General features: G+C 72.7%; 14 protein-coding genes. 7 read left to right on the top strand and 7 right to left on the bottom strand.

What is annotated here, in order from left to right; translation table 11 throughout:
* The first annotated feature begins 254 nt into the window (after positions 1-254).
* Positions 255-1100, top strand: a complete 846-nt coding sequence (locus AB0I22_RS16405) for a DeoR/GlpR family DNA-binding transcription regulator (protein ID WP_363131448.1) — start codon at positions 255-257, stop codon at positions 1098-1100.
* Between the two features lie 63 nt (positions 1101-1163).
* Positions 1164-1649, top strand: a complete 486-nt coding sequence (locus AB0I22_RS16410) for an SRPBCC family protein (RefSeq protein WP_363131449.1) — start codon at positions 1164-1166, stop codon at positions 1647-1649.
* 39 nt (positions 1650-1688) lie between these two features.
* On the opposite strand, the gene AB0I22_RS16415 is transcribed toward AB0I22_RS16410, so the two are convergent.
* A complete protein-coding gene (locus AB0I22_RS16415) occupies positions 1689-2837 on the bottom strand; it encodes a PLP-dependent cysteine synthase family protein (RefSeq protein ID WP_363131521.1) in 1149 nt (382 codons plus the stop codon).
* A gap of 153 nt (positions 2838-2990) precedes the next feature.
* On the opposite strand from AB0I22_RS16415, the gene AB0I22_RS16420 reads away from it, so the two are divergent.
* Together AB0I22_RS16420 and AB0I22_RS16425 are read left to right on the top strand one after the other, a co-directional pair.
* Positions 2991-3359 (top strand): hypothetical protein, encoded by a 369-nt coding sequence (locus tag AB0I22_RS16420; RefSeq protein ID WP_363131450.1) that lies wholly within the window; start codon positions 2991-2993, stop codon positions 3357-3359.
* Positions 3360-3566: 207 nt separating this feature from the next.
* Positions 3567-4097, top strand: a complete 531-nt coding sequence (locus AB0I22_RS16425) for an ATP-binding protein (protein WP_363131451.1) — start codon at positions 3567-3569, stop codon at positions 4095-4097.
* A 384-nt stretch (positions 4098-4481) separates the two neighbouring features.
* Here AB0I22_RS16425 and AB0I22_RS16430 read toward each other — a convergent pair whose 3' ends face one another.
* Positions 4482-4772 (bottom strand): SHOCT domain-containing protein, encoded by a 291-nt coding sequence (locus AB0I22_RS16430; RefSeq protein ID WP_363131452.1) that lies wholly within the window; start codon positions 4770-4772, stop codon positions 4482-4484.
* Positions 4773-4995: 223 nt separating this feature from the next.
* A complete protein-coding gene (locus AB0I22_RS16435) occupies positions 4996-7137 on the bottom strand; it encodes a TerD family protein (RefSeq protein WP_363131453.1) in 2142 nt (713 codons plus the stop codon).
* Positions 7138-7461: 324 nt separating this feature from the next.
* Between AB0I22_RS16435 and AB0I22_RS16440 the strand changes: the two genes are divergently transcribed.
* Positions 7462-8127, top strand: a complete 666-nt coding sequence (locus tag AB0I22_RS16440) for a class I SAM-dependent methyltransferase (RefSeq protein WP_363131454.1) — start codon at positions 7462-7464, stop codon at positions 8125-8127.
* Between the two features lie 46 nt (positions 8128-8173).
* Here AB0I22_RS16440 and AB0I22_RS16445 read toward each other — a convergent pair whose 3' ends face one another.
* Entirely contained in the window at positions 8174-9397 is a 1224-nt protein-coding gene (locus tag AB0I22_RS16445) for an ROK family protein (RefSeq protein WP_363131455.1), read from the bottom strand.
* A 17-nt stretch (positions 9398-9414) separates the two neighbouring features.
* Here AB0I22_RS16445 and AB0I22_RS16450 point away from each other — a divergent pair, with 17 nt between their 5' ends.
* Both AB0I22_RS16450 and AB0I22_RS16455 read left to right on the top strand, forming a co-directional pair.
* Positions 9415-10680, top strand: a complete 1266-nt coding sequence (locus tag AB0I22_RS16450) for an MFS transporter (RefSeq protein ID WP_363131456.1) — start codon at positions 9415-9417, stop codon at positions 10678-10680.
* A gap of 120 nt (positions 10681-10800) precedes the next feature.
* Positions 10801-11694, top strand: coding sequence for a DUF2797 domain-containing protein (locus tag AB0I22_RS16455; protein ID WP_363131457.1), 894 nt, complete (start codon positions 10801-10803; stop codon positions 11692-11694).
* Positions 11695-11920: 226 nt separating this feature from the next.
* Here the strand turns inward: AB0I22_RS16455 and AB0I22_RS16460 are convergent, their stop codons facing one another.
* The 3 genes from AB0I22_RS16460 to AB0I22_RS16470 all read right to left on the bottom strand — a co-directional run bounded on the left by AB0I22_RS16460 (position 11921) and on the right by AB0I22_RS16470 (position 15471).
* Positions 11921-12586 carry a response regulator transcription factor gene (locus AB0I22_RS16460; protein WP_363131458.1) on the bottom strand — a complete coding sequence of 222 codons (666 nt, stop codon included), beginning with the start codon at positions 12584-12586 and terminating at the stop codon, positions 11921-11923.
* Positions 12583-14007 carry a sensor histidine kinase gene (locus AB0I22_RS16465; RefSeq protein ID WP_363131459.1) on the bottom strand — a complete coding sequence of 475 codons (1425 nt, stop codon included), beginning with the start codon at positions 14005-14007 and terminating at the stop codon, positions 12583-12585. The genes AB0I22_RS16460 and AB0I22_RS16465 overlap by 4 nt, the downstream gene beginning before the upstream one ends.
* Before the next feature lie 126 nt (positions 14008-14133).
* Positions 14134-15471 (bottom strand): geranylgeranyl reductase family protein, encoded by a 1338-nt coding sequence (locus AB0I22_RS16470; RefSeq protein WP_363131460.1) that lies wholly within the window; start codon positions 15469-15471, stop codon positions 14134-14136.
* Positions 15472-15639 lie beyond the last annotated feature (168 nt).

Genomic DNA, 15639 nt, shown 5'->3' on the forward strand with positions numbered 1-15639 from the left:
CTTCGGTGTGTCGTGCTGCTGACGCTTTGTCGTGCGCGGCCGGTGCCACCGTGTCCCCCGATCCCGGTGTGGTGGTTCGCTATGAGGATTGTGCCCGGAGGCACTGACAACAGCCCGCGGCCGTGCGGGCGAGGCGGAATCGTGATGCGAATGCCCCGGGAACGCTCGGTCGATGCGCTGTCGTACCCGCGTGGGAGGATGAGCCCGCGACAACGCGACGGCTGATCGGAAGGTCGGAAAGGACGGGCCGGGTGGTGAGCGACAACCAGAACCTCCTCGCGGAGCAGCGGCGCGCCCTGATCCTCGACGAGGTCAGACGGCGCGGCGGGGTGCGGGTCAATGAGCTGACGCGGAAGCTGAGCGTCTCGGACATGACGGTCCGCCGCGATCTGGACGTGCTCGCCCGGCAGGGTGTGCTGGAGAAGGTGCACGGCGGTGCGGTGCCGGTCGCGGAGGCGAGCACGCACGAGCCGGGTTTCGAGGCCAAGGCGGGCCTGGAGCTCAGCGCCAAGGAGGACATCGCCAGGGCCGCGGCGCGGATGGCGGCGCCCGGCAGCGCCATCGCCCTGGCCGGCGGTACGACCGCGTTCGCCCTGGCCCAGCAGTTGCTGGAGGTGCCGGATCTGACGGTGGTGACGAATTCGGTGCGCGTGGCCGATGTGTTCTACAACGCGCAGCGGGCGGCGGCGAGCGGTGGTTCGGGGCCGCGGCCCGGCGCCGCGACGGTGGTGCTGACGGGCGGGGTCCGTACGCCGTCGGACACGCTGGTGGGGCCGGTGGCGGACGCCGCGATCCGGTCCCTCCACTTCGATGTGCTCTTCCTGGGCGTGCACGGCATATCGGTGCGGGCCGGGCTCTCCACGCCGAACCTCGCGGAGGCCGAGACCAACCGGCACTTCGTGCGCTCGGCGCGGCGGGTGGTGGTCGTGGCGGACCACACCAAGTGGGGGACGGTCGGCCTGAGTTCGTTCGCCGCGCTGGAGGACGTGGACGCGCTGGTGACGGACGCGGGGCTGCCGGGCCCGGCGCGCGCGGAGATCTCCGAGCATCTGCCGGAGCTGGTGGTGGTGGGCGGCCCCGAAGGCGACGCAGACATCTGACGGCCCGACAGCTATGGTGTGCCCGCCCGGTCACGTTGCCGATCCCGCCGGAGGTATACGACCATGGCGCGCCGACTCCGCCCTGTCGGGCTCGATTTCGTCGAGACCGCCCCGCTGCGGCTGGTCTTCACCGCCGACGCCGCGGCGCGGCCGGAGACGGTCTACCGGGCGCTGGCCGAGGAAGTCACCCAGTGGCCCACGTGGTACCGGGCGGTCACCCTGGCCCGCCCGGTCGACGGCGCGAGGGGCCGCGAGGTCCGGCTGGTGGGCGGGGTCCGCTTCGTCGAGACGATCATGGCCGCGGACGCGCCCGAGCGGTACGCCTACCGCGTGGACGAGGTGAACGCCCCCGGCGTACGCGCCCTCCTGGAGGAGTGGCGGCTCACTCCGATCGGCTCCGGGGACGGCGCCGGCACCCGCGTGCGGTGGACGTTCGCCGTCGACGCGGCGGCCCCGGTGCGGGGCGCGCTGCGGCTGGCCCGGCCGGGGTTCGGGCGCGCGTTCCGCGACGCGGTGCGCGCGCTGGACCGGCGGCTGGCGTCCGTATGACCACCGCCAGTCCACGGGTGGGACGGGCTCCGGGGAGGACTACTCGGGCCAGCGGCCGGTCGCGAGGAAGGAGGCGATGGTCTCGGCGTACGGCGCCATGTCCAGGCCCTGTCCCTCCAGCCACGCGTCCGAGTAGTACTTGTCGAGATAGCGGTCCCCCGGGTCGCAGATCAGGGTGACCACGCTGCCGGTACGCCCCTCGGCGACCATCTCGGCGACGATCTTCAGGGCGCCCCACAGCCCGGTCCCCGTGGAGCCGCCCGCCTTGCGGCCGATCGCCCGCTCCAGCGCCCGTACGGCGGCGACGCTCGCCGCGTCGGGGACCTTCATCATGCGGTCGATGGCGCCGGGCACGAAGCTCGGTTCCATGCGGGGGCGGCCGATGCCCTCGATGCGGGAGCCGCGGTCGCTGCTCGCCTCGGCGTCGTGGTCCCGCCAGCCCTGGAAGAAGCAGGAGTTCTCGGGGTCCGCGACGCAGACGCGGGTGTCGTGCTGCATGTAATGGACGTAGCGGGCGATCGTCGCGGAGGTGCCGCCCGTGCCGGCCGTGGCGACGATCCAGGCGGGTTCGGGGTGCCGCTCCAGCCGTAGCTGGCTGTAGATCGACTCGGCGATGTTGTTGTTGCCCCGCCAGTCGGTGGCCCGCTCGGCATAGGTGAACTGGTCCATGTAGTGCCCGCCGGACCGCTCCGCGAGGGCGGCGGCCTCCTGGTACATCTTCCGGGGGTCGTCCACGAAGTGGCACTGCCCGCCGTGGAACTCGATCAGTCGGCACTTCTCCGCGCTGGTGGTGCGCGGCATGACGGCGATGAAGGGCACGCCCACGAGGTTGGCGAAGTACGCCTCGGAGACGGCGGTGGAGCCGCTGGACGCCTCGATGACGGGCCGGTCGGGCCGGATCCAGCCGTTGCACAGTCCATACAGGAAGAGCGAGCGGGCGAGGCGGTGCTTGAGGCTGCCGGTGGGGTGGGTGGACTCGTCCTTGAGATAGAGGTCGATCCCCCACTCCTCGGGCAGCGGGAAGAGCAGGAGGTGGGTGTCGGCGGAGCGGTTGGCGTCGGCCTGGACCTTGCGGACGGCCTCCTTGAGCCAGCTCCGGTAGCCGGGATCGGTACGGTCCACGTCGAGCGTGGGGGTGGCGGGACCCCCTCGGGCCGGTCCTGTCGCGTCCGCCGCCCCCGGTTGCACTGTGCTGTTCACGCCGCTCCTCACGATGACTTCCGGGCTCATCGGGAGCTCTCGGACGTTTCGATCATAAATGGGCACTGGTGCGCGAGCCGTCTCGCAGGCAGACTGCGGGCAAGTGGTTGGTTCGGCCTTCGGCCAGGGAGGTGGTGCACCGTGGCGGAGCCAGAGTTCGCGGCGTCCGAGTTCAATGCGACAGGGGTGCGGATCGAGCGGTTTCTCCGCTCTCTCACCCGGGCCGGGCAGATCAAGATCAAGGACGGCAGGCTGGAGCTGCTCACCAGTTACGGTCGCGAGATCGACAGCGCGCCCGTGGACTCCGTACACGCCAGCAGGCCCTGGTTCGCGGCCCGCGGACGCGCCCGCGCCACTGTGAACGGCACCCGCTATCTGCTCACCCTGGACCAGCGAGAGGCCGCCGGCGAACTGGAGACGGGCACGGCACGCCGCTTCCTGGACGCGGTACGCACGGCGCACGCCCGCGAAACCCGCGAAGCCCAGGACTCCAGAGGCATCAGGGGCTGACGGGGCACGAGTTGCGCGTGTGCCGGTTCTGGTCGAATCTTGACTCGTACCAGCATCACTGAGGGTTCACCGGTGGTAACGCTGAGAACCAGCCTCCGCCGGTCGGCTCGCAGCCACCACACCGCAGGAACCGTTCCCAGCCCGCGTTTGTCCCCGCATCCCCGCATCTGTATCAGGCTAGCCCTACTTCTTCAGGGAGTCGCAGCCGTGATCAGCCGGCCGAGCAGGCATTGCACGGTGGAGCTTCAGGCCCTGCCGTCGCGGATCGGACAGGTCCGCAGAATCGTATCCGCGCAATTGCGGTACTGGCATCTCGATCCGCTCATCGATCCCGCGGCGCTCGGGGTCACCGAGCTGCTGACGAATGTCCACCGCCACGCGGAACCCGACAAGCAGTGCACGGTGGAGATCATCCTCCTGATCGACCGGCTCACGGTCTCCGTGCAGGACCACGACCCCCGGCTGCCGAGCCTCACCGGCGCCGACGAGTGCAGCACCCACGGACGCGGGCTCGCCCTCATCGACGCGGTCAGCGAGAGCTGGGGCATCCGGACCCGCGAGGACGGTGAGGGAAAAGCCGTGTGGTTCACCCTCCCGGTGCCGCCCACCGCCGCCGTCGCACCGCCGACTCCGCTGTGCGCACCCGAGACCACCGTCTCGTTCGAACAGCCGGCCCCGTCGCACCGGACGAACGGACTGCGCGAGCACACGCCCGCGCGGTCGGCGGTTCTGGGCTGACTGGGCTGACTGGGCTGACTGGGCTGACTGGGCTGACTGGGCAGGGAACGAGCCGGGGCTGAGTGGGCGACCGCTGGTGGGCTGGTCGCGTGCCCTGTCCACGGGCTGACGCCGGTGCCGGGTCCTGTGCCGCTGATGCCGGTGTCGAGTCCTGTGCTCGCTGGCGCCTGCGCCGGGCCCCGTCCTCGCTGACGCCTGCGCCGGACCCCGTCCTCGTGGACGCCTGCGCCGGGCCCGGCTTCGCCGACGCCGGAGCCGGGCCCCGTCCTGCGCGCTGATGCCACCACCCCCGTGGGCGACATCAGCACGCGGGACGCGCGACATGGGACGCGCGACGCCGGACGCGGCAGGAGGACTCCGGCGAACGGTCGCAGCCGCCACGGATCACGCGGAGCGTTCCTTCGCGGCGCCGCCGAAGTGCTCCTCCAGGACGGAGACCCGCTGCCAGTACTCCTCCTCGTCGATCTCACCGGTCGCGAAGCGGCGGCCGAGGACGGCGATCGGGGACTTCTCCGTGTACGGGGCGTTCAGCTGCCTCGGTCCGCCCCGGCCGCGCCATACCGTGCGGCGCAGCAGGGTGACGACGCCGAAGACGACCAGCGCCCACATGAGCGGGAAAAACAGAATCCACGGTCCGGGCCCGCCATCGGACCAGTTCTGGGCAAGGGTGTTCATGACGGTTCAGCTCCTCAGTGGTGTCAATCGCTCTCAACTTCTCTCGACACCACCGAGCGTGGCCCCTCGCGGCCCCGCCAGTCGTCGTACGGCCGGCGGCACTCGGCGTACCGCGCGGGAAGTACGCGGGCTTCCCGCCCGTACGTCCGTAAGCCCGTAAGCCCGTACGAGCGGAGCCCGCGGTTCCCGTGCCCCTCTGCCCGTCTCCCGTATGCCTCCGCCCTCAGGCCGGCTCGGGCACGTCGGCGGAGCCGGGTTCGGGGGCGGGGCGGCGGGTGGTGCGGCGCAGATGGGTCAGGACCGTGGAGTGGAGACGGTCGACGGCGGCGTCCACGCTGCGGATGAAGCTCGTCTCGGCATTGCCTCGGGTGCTGCCCATGCTCTTGGACAGCGACAGCCTGAACCCCGTGATGGGCGAGGCGTCCTTCGGCAACAGGTCCCCGGGCTCGGGGCGGAGCTTCTCCAACGTGCCGCGCGGGCCTGCCGCATCGTCTTCGAGGAGCGTCTGGACGTGCAGGTCGGCAGGGGCCTCCGCGAGCTGCTTGATCAGGCGTTTCGCCCAACTGAGCGGGTAGCCCTGGGTGGGCGCGGAGATGTCGACGGAGGTGCGCAGCCGCCCTGTGCGCAGGTCGGCGGTGACGGTCAGGATGCCGGCAGCCCCCTCTATGCGGATGGCCGCGTCGAGGATTCCCTCGTCGCAGAGGCGGTCCGCGAGCGCCGCGCGCCGGGTCTGCGCGTCGGTGGTGCGCTTGGCGCGCTGGACCGGCACGACCTTCTCGCCCAGTTCGCCGCCGAGCCGGAGGCAGACCTGCCGGATGAGCCGCTCCCAGCTCTCTACGACGCGGGTGGCGCGGACGTCGCCCCGGCACAGGGTTTCGTCGTCGATCCCGTTGCGCACGGGGACCCAGGCCGGGCCCATGTTCTGGAAGCCGTGGCAGCCGGAGCTCTCGTGCTGGAGGTAGTGCAGGAGTTCCTGGAGCAGCCAGGCGTGGGCCTCCTGCCGTACGCCCTCGTGGCGGATCAGCATCTGCGCCTGGTGGGTCACTTCGGCCCAGGAGAGGTGCCAGAGCCCGACTTGGTGCTTCCGACGGCCGTCGGTCTTGATGTCGACCAGCGGGCTCCCTTCCAGGGCGACGTCGTTGGAGAGGGTGATGACTGCCTCGTAACGGCGGCGGGTGGCGATATCCACGTAGTCCTGGATCTGCGCGTCCTTCAACGCGTTGCCATTGGTCTTGGTCTCGACCAGGGCCGTCCACAGCTTTCCGGCTCGCTCGATACGGATGACGCCGTCCGGCCGCTTGGGCTCTTCCCCGTTGGGGAGGGTGACTTCGGTGAAGGTTTCCACGCGTCCGGCGGGCGCTCCGAAGGCGGCGGTGAGCCTGCGCCCGAACTCGGGGACCTGGGCCATCACGGAGAGCAGGATGGATGTGGCGCGCGCCTCGCGCTCCCGGTCGCTCTTGAGGGAGGAGACCGGGAAGAGCCGGGCGGGCCGCCATGTCTCGTTCTCGGCAAGGGACTTCTTGGGCGTACGGGGCAGTGTCACCTTCTTCTTCGCGGTGCGCAGCCGGCGTGGTGCAACAGGCTTGTCGTCGGGCTTGTCATCGGGCGGGGCGAGCTTGCCGTCCGGTGCGGCGGCCGGCTCCCTGGGGGTTGGCGTGCCGGGGGCTTCGGGCGCGGTGGGGGCTTCGGGCGTCGAGAGGATCGTTTCCTCGGTGCGCTGCACGGGCACGGGCATCGGTTCAGATGCGGCGGGAGCCTCCGCGAGCACATCGGCCTCGGCCAGACCGGTCCCCACTTCCGTCGCGTCGTCATCGTCATCGTCATCGTCGATCTCGATGCCGAAATCGCCGGCCAGACCGGCGAGACCGGTGTCGTACCCCTGCCCGACGGCCCGGAACTTCCACTCCTCGCCGCGTCGGTAGATCTCACCGAAGACGAAGGCGCTCTCCACGCTCGCGTCGGTGATCGAGAAGCCGAGGATCGTCTCGCCCACACCGTCGCCGAGGGTCAGCCGCAGGTTCTCCAACGCGCCGAAATGCGCGCGCAGATGACGGCTGGCGGCGATCACGACGCGGTCGACGTCATCGGGGAAGGCGGTGAGGTCGAGCTGGATGCGGTCCTCACTGCCGTTCTCCGCCGGGCTCTGGCCGAGGAGTTGCACGCTGCCATCGGCGGCCGAAGGGTTGTTGTAGAAGAAGAAGTCCTCGTTGTCGCGGACTCTCCCGCGCGCGTCGAGGAGCAGTACGGACACATCCGCGTCCCCGTCCCCCGTCGGGCTCTGCCAGCCGAGGCTCACGATGACGGAGTCGGTGTTCTCGCTGAGGGCCACTAAGCGGATGTTGGCGCCCTTGCTGATTTCATGCATGGAGTTCCCCCCTGGGAATGGTGCATAGGCCGCGCCGCGGAACTGCACGGCCGATATCGAACGCCGACGGGCGCAGCCCGGCGGCGTGGCCAGATCCTATCGGCACAAAAGCCCTTCTGGGCATATGCCGGATTCCAGAATCAGCTCCGCGACCGCGCCGGTTGCGCTCTTCCACGCCGCAGCGGGCCGGGCCACTTCAGGAGCGCCGTTGCGGTGTCCCGTGACGACCGTGGCCGCGTGCCTCGGCAGGCCTGGCAGGGGGCCGGACGCGGGCCGGGTGCCGGGGACGCCTGGTGGGGCGCCACTGCCGTCTACCGTGGCCCCATGGCGTCGTTACTGTCCCACCTTCACCGTTTCAACCAGCGGCATCCGTGGAGCCACAACGACCACTACGGCCCCTGGGTGACCCGTCAGGTAACCGCGTCCGGGGCCCGCCACGTTCTTGACGTCGGCTGCGGGACGGGGAATCTCGCCGCGCTCCTGAGCCGACGGGCGGTCACGGTCACCGGGCTCGAACCCGACCCGCGGGGAGCGCGCGTCGCGGCGGAGCGGTTCGCCGACGACCCCGCGGTCACCGTCGTGGAAGCGGATTTCGCGGGGCGCGATGCGCGGCGGCGCTTCGACGCCGTGGTCCTGGTCGCCGTTCTGCACCACCTGCCGCTGGCGCCGGCCCTGCGGGAGTTGCGGGGCTGTCTGGCTCCGGGCGGGCGGCTCGTGGTCGTCGGCTGCTACCGGGAGTCCGGAACCGTCGACCTGCTCGCCACCCTGCCGGCCGCGCTCGTCAACCCGGTCATGGGGCTGGTCAAGCATCCGGCCCGCGCCGACGGGCCGCCCTCGCACATGGCGGCGCCTACGGCGGCTCCTCAGGAGACGCTGAGGGAGATCCGGGCCGCCTCGGCATGGGAGTTGCCCGGCTCCCGCATTCGGCGCCGGCTGTTCTGGCGGTTCAGCCTGGTCTACGACGCTCCCGCCGCCGACGGCCCGGCCTGAGCCTCGCCCGCCCCTGCGACAGTGCACGTCCGGGGCGGGCGGGCCCTCAACCGAGCGCTCCCAGCGGGTCGTCAAGTACTGGTTGCCAGGCCAGTTCCGCCGCTCCCACCAGGCTGTGGTGGTCCAGGATGCAGGGCAGGATCGGTACTCCTCCGCTGCGGCCCCACAGGCTGCGGTCCGCGACGACGGCCCGCAGGCGCTCGGGGTCGGCTTCCAGGAGTTCGCGGTGGAGGCCGCCGAGGATGATGCGGTCGGGGTTGAGGATGTTGACGAGCCCGGCGAGGCCCAGGCCGAGGCGGTCGATGAGGAGGTCGGCGGCGGCTCGTACGGCCGGGTCGCCGTACTCCGTGCGGAGCAGGTCGCGGGACTGCTGGAGCAGGGAGACCTCGGGGCCGGGGGTGCGGCGGGCGGCGGTGAGGAAGGCGAGCGGGTCGGCCTCGGTGTCGAGGCAGCCGCGGCTGCCGCAGTGGCAGACCGGGCCGTCGGGGTTGACGGGGAGGTGGCCGACCTCCAGGGCCAGCCCCGAACTGCCGGTGTGCAGCCGGCCGTCGAGGACGAGCGCGCCGCCGACGCCGCGGTGGCCGGTGGCCACGCAGAGCAGGTGCTGGGCGCCGCGGCCCGCGCCGTGGCGGTGTTCGGCGAGGGCCGTGAGGTTGACGTCGTTGCCCGTGAATCCCGCGGTGGGGACGTTCCCCGGGCCGGGGATGCCGGCCTTGGCGAGGCTTTCGGCGAAGAGTTCGCGGACCGGGGCGCCGGCCGCCCAGGCCACATGGATCGGGTTGAGCGCGGTGCCTTCGGGCTCCGCGACGGCGGAGGGTACGGCCAGCCCCGCGCCCAGGCAGCGGCGGCCGCTGTCGCGCAGCAGCCCGGCCCCGGCCTCGACGACGGCGTCGAGCACCCGGGCGGGGTCGGCGGGCACGGTCATGCAGCCGGGCGCGGTCGCGACCAGGCGGCCGCCGAGCCCGATGAGGGCGGCGCGGAAGCCGTCGGCGTGGATCTGGGCGGCGAGGACGACGGGACCGCGGGGCGCGATGGACAGCCGGTGGGAGGGGCGCCCTTGGGAGCCCGCTGAGGCGGCCGGCCGCGAGTCGACCTGGATCAGGCCGAGCGCCTCCAGTTCGGCGGCCACGGCTCCGGCGGTCGCCCGGGTCACGCCGAGTTCGGCGGTGAGTACGGCGCGGGTGGGCGCGCGGCCGGTGTGTACGAGCTCCAGCGCCGGGCCGAGGGCGCCACGGCCCCGCTCCAGTCGTGTTGTCCGATTCTGGGTCACGCCCCTATTCTGGCTTTGTGCCGACGCTAAACAAAATACGGACGGCCATAACGGGGACCCAGCGCGCTACGACGCCCGACCCCGCCCTCCGCCGCCTCCGTACCGCCCTGACCGTATTCTTCGCCCTCGACGGCTTCATCTTCGCCGGCTGGGTGGTCCGGATCCCCGCGATCAAGGAGCAGACCGGCTCCTCCGCGGGCGATCTCGGGCTGGCCCTGCTCGGCGTGTCCGCCGGAGCGGTCGCCACCATGATGGTGACCGGCCGGCTGTGCCACCGCTTCGGGACCCACCCGGTCACCGTCGTCGCCGGAGTCCTGCTCTCGCTCAGCATCGCGCTGCCACCGCTGACGCACTCCGCGCTCGCCCTCGGACTCGTCCTGCTCGTCTTCGGCGCCGCCTACGGCGGCATCAACGTCGCGATGAACGCGGCGGCCGTCGACCTCGTCACGGCCCTGCGCAGGCCCGTCATGCCCAGCTTCCACGCGGCGTTCAGCCTCGGCGGGATGCTCGGCGCGGGGCTGGGCGGGCTGGTCGCCGGGCAGCTGTCCCCCACCCGCCACCTGCTGGTACTGACCGTGGTGGGGCTCGTCCTCACGGCGGCCGCCGGCCGCGTCCTGCTGTCGCACGCGGCGCCGACTCGCCCGGGGTCCTCCGCCGCTTCCCCGGCTTCCCCTGCCGCCCCGGCTCCCCCCGCTTCCCCGGCGGAGTCCGCCCCCTCCGCACGGCTTACGGGCCGTGCGCGCCGCCTGGTCGCCGTCTTCGGCTTCATCGCCCTGTGCACGGCGTACGGCGAGGGGGCGCTCGCCGACTGGGGCGCGCTCCACCTCAAGCAGGACCTGCACGTCAGTTCCGGCCTCGCGGCCGCCGGCTACTCCGTCTTCGCCGCCACCATGACCCTCGGACGGCTCACCGGCACCGCGCTCCTCGAACGGCTCGGCCAGACCAGGGCGTTGGTCGCCGGCGGCTCGACGGCCGCGCTGGGCATGCTCATCGGGGCGCTCGCACCCGCCGCCTCGCTGGTGCTCCTCGGCTTCGCCGTCACCGGCATCGGCCTCGCCAACATCTTCCCGGTCGCCATCGGGCGGGCCGGTGAACTGGCCGGACCGAGCGGCGTCGCGGCCGCTTCCACCCTCGGCTACGGCGGCATGCTGCTCGGCCCGCCCGCCATCGGCTTCCTCGCCGACCGCTGGTCGCTGCCGACCGCGCTCACGACGGTCGCGCTGCTCGCCGCCGTCGCCGCGGCCATCGCCTACCTCACCCGGAAATCCACACGCGGTCGGTGACGAGCAGAGCACCTCAGGCGGGGCGCGGTACGGGCCGGCGACGGCCTCCGGTCCCCCGGTCGGCGATGTGGTGCGGGACCAGCGGGAGGGCGTCCTCGGTGATTCGGTTACGGTGCGGGGATGAGCTCGGAGCGCGGGGACTGGCAGTGCACGGGGCTGCGGTGGGACCACTCGGGGCCCGCCCTGTCCTGGCGCCATCCGACGCGCGGTGAGCGCTCCTCGCCGCTGCCGCCGGACAGGCCGCTGGCATTCGCCTTCGGGAAGCGGCGGAGCTGTGTCGGAGTCCGCCGAGGCGGACGGCATACGCCGTGCCCGGAGGGGACCACGCTGCTCCCGTCGGCAGTCTCCGCTCAGTGCCCACCGTGCGCGCGGCTCGACCGTTCACACTCGGTGGCCGCCGACACCATCGCCGACGACCCGCGTCCGTACGACGTCTATCTGGCCTGGTTCGGGCCGGACTTGATCAAGGTCGGCATCACGGCTACCGAGCGCGAGGGGGTCCGGCTCCTCGAACAGGCGGCGCTGTCCTACGCGTTGCTGGGGCGCGGTCCGCTGATGTCCGCGCGCAGGGCGGAGGCCGTACTCGGCGCGGCGCTGGCGGTGCCGGACCGGTTCCCGTACGCGTCGAAGCGCTCCGCCCGCCACGCGCTGCCGGCGCAACCGCTCCGGGCGGCCCAACTGGCGGACCTGCACGAGCGGGCACGCGGCCTGTCCGGGCTGCCGGAGTCGCTGTCCATCATGGACTTCCGGCCGGTCCACCACGACGCGGCGTTCCATCTCGGGCGGCTGCGCCCACCCGACGGCACGGTCGAACCGGCCGCCGGCCGGACACTGGCGGGCGCGGTGGCGGCGGTCGCCGGTCCGGACCTGTACATCACCACCGCCGACGGCCGGCTGCTGTTGACCGACGCCCGGCAATTGGCCGGCTGGCCCCTGGGGGCCGCCCCGTCCGGGGCGGCGACCACCGTGACCGTACGGGCCCCGGCGCCGTCCGCCCCCGACGCGCTGTTCTGAACCGCTGGGCCGTTGGCCCCCTGGGCCTCTGGGCCGCTGAGCCCCTGGGCTGCTGAAACACCGACCTACTGACCTCCTGAACCGCTGAGCCTCTGAGCCGCTGCCTTACTGGCCTGCTCAGCCGCCGTGCCGCCGATCCGCTGGTCGTACGAGGGGGCGTCTGCCCGTCCGATCCCGCCCCGCCCGTCTCATCGCAGCCATCGGCCTCGCCGGGAGCCCGCCGGTCTCACCCCAGCCATCCCGGCCGTACCAGCCCCGACTCATAGGCGAGGACGACGAGCCCCGCGCGGTCCCGGACGCCGAGTTTGACCATGGTGCGGCTGACGTGGGTCTTGGCGGTGAGCGGAGAGACGACGAGGCGCCGGGCGATCTCCTCGTTGGAGAGGCCGACGCCGACCAGCGCCATCACCTCCCGTTCCCGTTCGGTCAGCTCCGCGAGCCCGGCCGCGGCGGCCGGTTCCTTGGAGCGGGCGGCGAACTCCACGATCAGGCGGCGCGTCACCCCGGGCGAGAGGAGCGCGTCACCGTCGACGACGGCCCGTACCGCGCGCACCAGTTCCTCCGGCTCGGTGTCCTTGACCAGGAAGCCCGAGGCTCCGGAGCGGATGGCCTCGAAGACGTACTCGTCCAGTTCGAAAGTGGTGAGCATGACGACCTTCACCTCGGCCAGCGCCGGGTCCTCGGTGATCCGGCGGGTGGCGGCGAGGCCGTCGAGCACCGGCATGCGGATGTCCATCAGGACCACGCCGGGGCGCAGCGCGCGTACCTGGGCCACCGCCTGCTCGCCGTCGGCCGCCTCGCCCGCCACCTCGATGTCGGGTTCGGCGTCGAGCAGCGCCCGGAACCCGGCGCGTACCAGCAGTTGGTCGTCGGCGAGCAGTACGCGGATCATGGGTTCTCCTTGTCCTGGGGCGGCGTCGCCACGGCCGTGCGCCCGCCTCGGCCCGGCGGCCCGAGCGGGATGCGTGCGACGACGCGGAACCCGCCGTCCGGCCGGGGGCCCGCTTCGATGTCGCCGCCGAACGCGGCGACGCGTTCGCGCATGCCGACGAGCCCGTTGCCGCCGCTCACCGCGCCGTCCGCCGTGGCGGGGCCGTCGTCGTCCACGCGGAGTTCGAGGAGGTCGGGCGCGTACCGCAGGCGTACGCGCGCGGTGCGCGAGCCGGAGTGGCGGACGATGTTGGTGAGTGCTTCCTGGACGATGCGGAAGGCCGCCAGGTCGGTGCCGGGCGGCAGTTCGGCCCGTACGCCCTCGACCGCGACGTCCACGGTGAGTCCGGCGCTCGCCGCCTGCTCCGTCAGTTCCGGCAGCCGGTCGAGCCCCGGCGCGGGCGAGCGGGGCGCGTCGCCGGGCGCGCGCAGGGCGCCGAGGACCTGGCGGACCTCGCCGAGCGCTTCCTTGCTGGCCGCCTTGATGGTGGTCAGCGCGGTACGGGCCTGCTCGGGGTCCCGGTCGAGGAGCGCGAGGCCGACGCCCGCCTGAACGTTGATGACGGAGATGCTGTGCGCCAGTACGTCGTGCAGTTCGCGGGCGATCCGCAGCCGCTCCTCGTCACCTCGGCGGCGCTCGGCGGCCTTCCGTTCCGCGCGGTCGCGCACCCATTGCTCGCGCCGGCCGCGCACCAGCTCCGACACGGCGACGACCACCAGCAGCCAGGCCGCGGTCCCCGAGTCCGACACCCAGTCGCCGGGGCCGTCGCCGGACGGCGGGAGCCAGCGGTAGAGCCAGTGCGAGGCGAGCACCTGACCCGCCCACAGCAGGGCCACCGCTCCCCAGGCGGCGCGGCGGCGCCCGGCGAGTACGGCGGCGAAGCAGGTGATGACGACGCTGAAGTAGACCGGCCCGTACGGGTAGCCCGCGCCGAGGTAGACCATGGCGGCGGCGGACGCGCCGAAGGCCGCGAGGGCCGGGCGGCGGTGGCGGACCACCATGAAGAGCGGCCCGATCAGGAGCAGCGCCCTGGCGAACAGGTCGACGGACACGCGCTCCGTCTGGCCCTGGGCGGCGAAACCGGTGCCGACCTGCTGGACCACGGCGACGGCGAGCGAGGAGATCCAGGGCAGGTGCTCGGCGGGGCGGCTGAGCCATCGCTCCCACGGCGGGCCGTCGCCATCACCGGCGCCGTCACGCATCCTGGGCGGGCCCTCGCCGTCGCCCTCCTGCGACCGCAGCGCGCCGCCGCCGTCGTTCTCGGGCGACCGCAGCGCGCCCCCGCCATCGCTCTCGGGCGTTCGAAGCGGGCCCCCGTCACGCTCATCGCGGCGGCGCTCACGCACCCGCCGCGCCCAGGGCGCCCGCCTCTCGCTGCTCATACCGACAACGCTAGACGGCGGCGCCGCCGGGCGCGTCGACCACGCGAGGTGATCGCCCGTACTCCCCGGGGAGTAGCGCCCGGCCAGAGAAGCCGGGCGTCGGCCGACATCGGCTCCCCTACCCCGCTACCCCGCCTGCGTCCCCGGCTGATTCTCCGTCCGGCCCTCGGGCTGCTCCTCCGCCTGCTGCTGCTCCGCTCGTCGTCCCCCGCGGTTCCCGCCCCGGCCCCCTGACCGGTTCCCCGTCTGCGGCCGGTCCATCGCGGTGAGCGCCCGGCGGGCCATCGGGTGGGTCCGTACGATCTCGGCGAGCGTCGTCGTCCCTCGGGTGATCTTCGCGAAGGCCTGCCAGGCGGGCCGGAAGCTCGTGACGGCCGCGTGCATGACGCCGGGGCGGCGCTCGAAAGCGGTCAGGATGCGCCGGCCCACCCCCATCTCCACGCCGAGTCCGGCCTTGATCGCGAAGGCGTAGTTGAGCGCCTGACGGCGCGCGTCGACCGCGTCCTGCGCCTCGGAGATGCGGACCGCCCACTCCCCCGCGAGCCGTCCCGAGCGCAGCGCGAAGGAGATGCCCTCCCGCGTCCACGGCTCCAGCAGCCCGGCCGCGTCGCCGCAGACGATCACTCGGCCGCGGGAGAGCGGCGAGTCGTCGGACCGGCAGCGGGTCAGATGCCCGGAGGAGATGCTCGGCTCGAAGCCCGCGAGGCCGAGGCGGGCGATGAAGTCCTCCAGGTACCGCTTGGTGCCCGCGCCCTCGCCGCGTGCCGAGATCACCCCGACCGTCAGGGTGTCCCCCTTGGGGAAGACCCAGCCGTAGCTGCCGGGGATCGGGCCCCAGTCGATGTGCACCCGGCCCGCCCAGTCCTCCGCCACCGTCGGCGGCACCGGAATCTCCGACTCCAGCCCGAGGTCGACCTGGTCGAGCTTGACGCCGACGTGCGCTCCTATCCTGCTGGCGCTGCCGTCCGCGCCGATCACCGCGCGTGCCAGCACGATCTCGCCGTCCGCGAGCACGACGGCGACGGTGCGCCGGTCGGGCACGGAGGAGCCATGCTGCTCGACGCGCGAGACGGTCGCGCCCGTACGCACCTGGGCGCCCGCGTCCTTGGCCGTCTCCACCAAGGACGCGTCGAACTCCGGCCGGTTGATGAGCCCGAAGAGCATCTGCTTGGAACGGCGGGTGCGCGTGAGCTTGCCGTTGAGGGAGAAGGTGACCGCGTGCACGCGATCTCGCAGCGGCAGCTCGAAGCCGGGCGGCAGGGAGTCGCGGGACGGCCCGATGATGCCGCCGCCGCAGGTCTTATAACGGGGCAGCTCGGATTTCTCCAGCAACAGCACCCTGCGGCCGGCGACTGCCGCGGCGTAGGCGGCCGAGGCCCCCGCGGGCCCCGCACCCACCACCACGACGTCCCATACCGACTCGTCGGTCGCTCCGCTGTCCTGGGCTGCGTTGTCGCTGCTCACCTGTGCTTCTACTCCCGCTCGCTGCCTGGCTCCGGCTGTCGCCCGCATCCTACGGGCCGCCGTACGACGATCCCCCTGTGGGAAGATCGGACCTCTGAAATCGTCCGTACGTACGGACCTCGCGTACGGACGCCCACGTACGGACGCCCACGTACGGACATAACGTCG

It is taken from the genome of Streptomyces sp. NPDC050610 (assembly GCF_040654875.1).
GTDB lineage: Bacteria > Actinomycetota > Actinomycetes > Streptomycetales > Streptomycetaceae > Streptomyces.

What these genes read in the sequence shown, in the direction of transcription:
- AB0I22_RS16410 (WP_363131449.1), top strand. Translation starts at nt 1,164, where the DNA reads ATGGCGCGCCGACTCCGCCCTGTCGGGCTCGATTTCGTCGAGACCGCC.
- AB0I22_RS16430 (WP_363131452.1), bottom strand. Translation starts at nt 4,772, where the DNA reads ATGAACACCCTTGCCCAGAACTGGTCCGATGGCGGGCCCGGACCGTGG.
- AB0I22_RS16435 (WP_363131453.1), bottom strand. Translation starts at nt 7,137, where the DNA reads ATGCATGAAATCAGCAAGGGCGCCAACATCCGCTTAGTGGCCCTCAGC.
- AB0I22_RS16440 (WP_363131454.1), top strand. Translation starts at nt 7,462, where the DNA reads ATGGCGTCGTTACTGTCCCACCTTCACCGTTTCAACCAGCGGCATCCG.
- AB0I22_RS16455 (WP_363131457.1), top strand. Translation starts at nt 10,801, where the DNA reads ATGAGCTCGGAGCGCGGGGACTGGCAGTGCACGGGGCTGCGGTGGGAC.
- AB0I22_RS16460 (WP_363131458.1), bottom strand. Translation starts at nt 12,586, where the DNA reads ATGATCCGCGTACTGCTCGCCGACGACCAACTGCTGGTACGCGCCGGG.
- AB0I22_RS16465 (WP_363131459.1), bottom strand. Translation starts at nt 14,007, where the DNA reads ATGAGCAGCGAGAGGCGGGCGCCCTGGGCGCGGCGGGTGCGTGAGCGC.